Origin of the sequence: Streptomyces sp. WAC05292 (genome assembly GCF_003949955.1) — a bacterium.
Lineage (GTDB): Bacteria > Actinomycetota > Actinomycetes > Streptomycetales > Streptomycetaceae > Streptomyces > Streptomyces globosus.
This window is the reverse complement of sequence record NZ_RPSE01000483.1, coordinates 1-4103: the sequence shown is the minus strand read 5'-3', so window position 1 is coordinate 4103 and position 4103 is coordinate 1. Positions and strand designations below refer to the sequence as shown.

The 4103-nt window shown below is 70.9% G+C and carries 3 protein-coding genes; 2 read left to right on the top strand and 1 reads right to left on the bottom strand.

Annotation, left to right across the window (positions count from 1 at the left end; translation table 11 throughout):
• Positions 1–443 precede the first annotated feature (443 nt).
• Both EF903_RS29670 and EF903_RS29665 read left to right on the top strand, forming a co-directional pair.
• A complete protein-coding gene (locus EF903_RS29670) occupies positions 444–1334 on the top strand; it encodes an SDR family NAD(P)-dependent oxidoreductase (RefSeq protein ID WP_125548091.1) in 891 nt (296 codons plus the stop codon).
• Positions 1335–1400: 66 nt separating this feature from the next.
• Positions 1401–1979, top strand: a complete 579-nt coding sequence (locus EF903_RS29665) for a TetR/AcrR family transcriptional regulator (RefSeq protein ID WP_125548090.1) — start codon at positions 1401–1403, stop codon at positions 1977–1979.
• A 460-nt stretch (positions 1980–2439) separates the two neighbouring features.
• Here the strand turns inward: EF903_RS29665 and EF903_RS29660 are convergent, their stop codons facing one another.
• Entirely contained in the window at positions 2440–3924 is a 1485-nt protein-coding gene (locus EF903_RS29660) for an FAD-dependent monooxygenase (protein ID WP_125548089.1), read from the bottom strand.
• Positions 3925–4103: the final 179 nt, after the last annotated feature.

Sequence of the window (4103 nt, the reverse complement as noted above, 5' to 3'; positions counted from 1 at the left end):
GGACACCTACATCACTAGCCCGCTGACGCCCACCCACTGCCACCCCACCACCCACTCACAACGGCCCGACGCCGGCAGGAACCTGGACCCGGGGGACGCCGTCCGGTCCACCCGCGGGGGTACTTGTCGCGGCTCAGGTACCGGCGCTGGACCGGCATCACGGCGAGTTCGCCGTCCGGTCCCACGGTCCGCCACAGCGGGGCCTACGCCGCTCGAAAATCGCCACGACACCGGGTCGGGGCGGTCTCCCCTCCCTCCGCAGAGCGAAGACCGGCCCTTCACGCCGCCTCGGCCGCGCCTTCGGAGGACGGGTCGGTTCAGTGCGTGCTCGGAGGGGCGGGGCTTCATGGCGCCCGACACCTCTAAGCGGATAGTTCATCCGATTGTCTGCTACGGTCTCCAACAAGCGGATGGATTATCCGCATGACTGGGTGGAGGAGCGCATGACCAAGACGGCTGTTGTCACGGCCGGGACGGCCGGCATCGGACTGGAGACGGCCCTGGGGCTGGCCGGCGCCGGGTTCTCGGTCACCGTGGTCGGACGCGACGCCGACCGGGGCGCCTGGGCGGTCGACCGAATCAATGCAACGAACCCGGCGCGCCGCGGACGGTTCCTGCCCGCCGACCTCGGCTCGCTCGACCAGGTGCGCGCGCTCGCCGACCGGATCGCCGCTGAGCACGCCGCATCCGGCGACCCGCTGACCGTGCTGGTCAACAACGTGGGGGCGATGTTCCCGCAGCGACGGACCCTGGATGGCATCGAGGCGTCGTTCGTCGTCAATCACCTCTCGCCGTACCTGCTGACGGAACTGCTGCTGCCCACGCTGACCGGCGGGGAGCCGAGCAGGATCGTGAACGTGACCTCGGGCGCGGTCGGGCTCGCCAAGAGGGCCTTCGACGGCGTCGAGCCGCCTGGCGGCTACTACGGCTTCCACTGGTACGGCCGCGCCAAGCTCGCCAACCTCGCCTACACGCTCGACCTGGCGAACCGGCTGAAGGGCACGGCCGCCTCCGTCTTCGCCGCCGACCCGGGAGGCGCCGCGACCGACATGACCGACGGCACTCTGGCCGACCCGAAGATCGTCTCACCGGCCTTGCGGCTGCTGTGGCCGCTGGTGCGTCGCAAGTTCGAACGCTCCACCTCTGGTCCGGCGTCCGTGGCTGCCCGGCCCTCGATCGTCGCCGCCACTGACGAAGCCCTCGCGGGCATGACCGGCATCGTCATCGGGGCCCAGGCGCACCCGGTGACGCCGCTGCGCGCGGCGACCGACCCCCGTATCGCCCAGGACGTGCGCCGGCTCAGTGAACGGTACGCACCTCTCACGGTCTCCTGACCCGCCAGGCGGTGCGGGTGCTGTCGGCCGCATCATCCGGATGGAGAATCCGATTAGCATGGCCCCATGACGACGCCCCTGCGCAAGGACGCGGCCCGCAACTGGGACCGGATCGTCGCGGTCGCCCGCACCCTGGTCGACCAGGGTGCACCCCTGCAACTGAACGACGTCGCCGGCCGGGCCGGGCTCGGAGTCGGCACCGTCTACCGGCACTTCGCCACCCCCGAGGCGCTCCTGGAGACCGTCGCCACTCCCTGCCTGGAAGCCCTGGCCGACCACGGCCAGCAGGCTCTGACCGACACCGACCCCTGGGACGCACTCGAAGGCTTCCTGTTCCGCACCGTCGAAGCGCAGGTCACCGACGCGTCCCTCGCCCCGGTCGCCGCCGCAGCCGCCGACACCCTGCCGCGCACCACGGAACTCAAAGAGACGCTACGGTCGGTCAGCACCGCGCTCCTCGACCGGGCTCGCGATGCCGGAGCGGTCCGACGTGACGTGGCCGCCGCCGACCTCGTCCCGCTCATGTGCGGCATCGCCTACGCCGTCAACGTCCACGGCGGCACACCCGCCGACAGGATCGACACCGCACACCGCTACCTGGCCACCCTCCTCGAAGGACTGCACGCCACGCCCCAGCACGCGTGAGAACACCGCCCGCGCACCCACCAGGGTGGAGATCCGCACCCTGCCGCCACGCACGACGCCCCGGTCCGCGATCACCGTCCCCCTGAGGAATCGTGACCACGAGGGTGGGGAGTTCCGTGGCGCGGAACCAGTCGAAGACCGGGAATTCCCTGACCGCTGACACGCTCGGGCCCGGCCGCTGCAGGCCCCCAAGGGACAGCACGCTTCTGTTCTCGGGGGTGGAACAGCACCGTCATGACACCACCACACAGCCCTGCTGATCCACCGCACGAGCTGTTCCGGCCTCGTCCAGGCCCGGCGCCACCAGCGCCGCTACCTGTACTCACTGCGCGAGTCCCGCGATATCCGGGAAGAAAAGGGCTGGTTAGGCCCTTTCTTGACCACGACGCCCTCGGCCCCGTCCGCCTCAGACATGATGCGCCGCGGCGACGGAAGTGCACGGACGTGTAGGTGGTTCCGGTCACACCGTGGGCGGGAGGGCGGATGCCGTGAGGGCCTTCTGTGCGGCGGTCGCGAGGTCGGCGCCGTCCTCCTCTGTGCCGATCCAGGCGACGTGGCCGTCGGGGCGGATCAGGGCGGCGCGTACGTCGGCCCACGCGGCGGGGGGCCGGCTGAGCGGTCCGGTGCGGACGACGAGGCCGGGCCGGTCCGGTGCGGACGCGTGGACGGCGTCGTGCGGCAGGAGCAGGAGGTGGGCGTCGGCCCGCAGGAGGCTGAACAGCTTGCTGTCGGAGCCGGTGAAGGCCAGATCGGGGGCGCGGGTGCCGGTGAGGGGATGCGCGTCCGGGGCGGTGGCGGGGTAGTGGACTGCGAGGGCGGTGAGGCTTTGGGCCAGGTCCTCGTTGAACGCGGGGCGTCGGGCGATCATGTCGTTGAGCAGGGCGCGCAGGGCGAGGTTCTCGAGGGTGAAGGAGGACATCAGCGCGGTCTGGGCACGGCTGTGCTCGGCGAGTCGGGCCCCTACCGGATGGCGTTCGTCGTGGTAGGTGTCGAGCAGGCTGTCGGGGGCGCGTCCGGTCAGGGTGGCGGCGAGCTTCCAGCCTAGGTTGTGCGCGTCCTGGATGCCGACGTTCATGCCGACTCCGCCCGCGGGGAAGTGCTGGTGGGCGGCGTCTCCGGCGAGGAGGACGCGCCCGCGGCGGTACCGGTCGGCCAGGCGAGTGGCGTTGCCGAAGCGGGAAAGCCACTGGGGGTCCCGCATGCCGAAGTCCTCTCCGGCGACGGCGATCGTCTTGTCGCGCAGTTCGGCGAGGGTGAGCCGGCCCGGCCGGGTCGTGGTGAGGCTGTCGGGGCTGACTCCGACGAGCCGGTACCGCCCGTCGGGCATCGGTGCCACCATCAGGCCGCCGAGGGGGCCGAAGGTGCTGAAGCCGGCCCGTGGCGGGCTGTCGAGGTACACGTCCGCGAGCCAGCCGTAGACGGTGGAAGGGGTGCCGGGGAAGCCGATGCCGGCGGTGGTGCGGACGGTGCTGCGGGCGCCGTCGCATCCGACGAGGTGGGCCGCCGGCAGTTCGTACGGGCCGTCAAGGCCCTCGGCCCGTACGACGATCCGCTCCGGGTACTCGGTGAACCCGGTGACGCGGTGGCCGCGCAGGACCCGAGCCCCGAGTTCGAGTGCCTGGGCTTGCAGGAGCTCCTCGGTGCGGGCCTGGGGCAGGGCGAGGGTGTACGGGAAGGGGGTGGCGAGCCTCCGGAAGTCGAGGCGCTCGTCGAGCATGGCGAAGTGGCCGCTTGGGATGTGCAGGCCCTCGTCGAGGAACGGGCCTTGCGCGCCGCGTGAGGCGAGCACCTCGATGGTGCGCGGGTGGATGGTGAGTGCCTTGGAGCGCCGGTCGATTGCCCGGCGCTGTTCGAGCACGATCACGTCCACACCCCCGCGCCGGAGTTCTGCCGCGAGCCAGAGGCCGACCGGGCCGCCCCCGGAGATGATGACGGGCTGTTCCATGACTTCTCCCCACATGTCTTGGTCACTGACCAATGAATCTGCCGTGAGTAAACTAGTGACCTGAGTCAGAGATTCGTCGGCAGTAGGCAGCGACTTTGTCGAGGATCTCGTCGGCTGTCTTCGTCCAGGCGAAGGGTCTGGGGTGCTCGTTCCAGTCGGCGAGCCAGCCTCGGATGTCG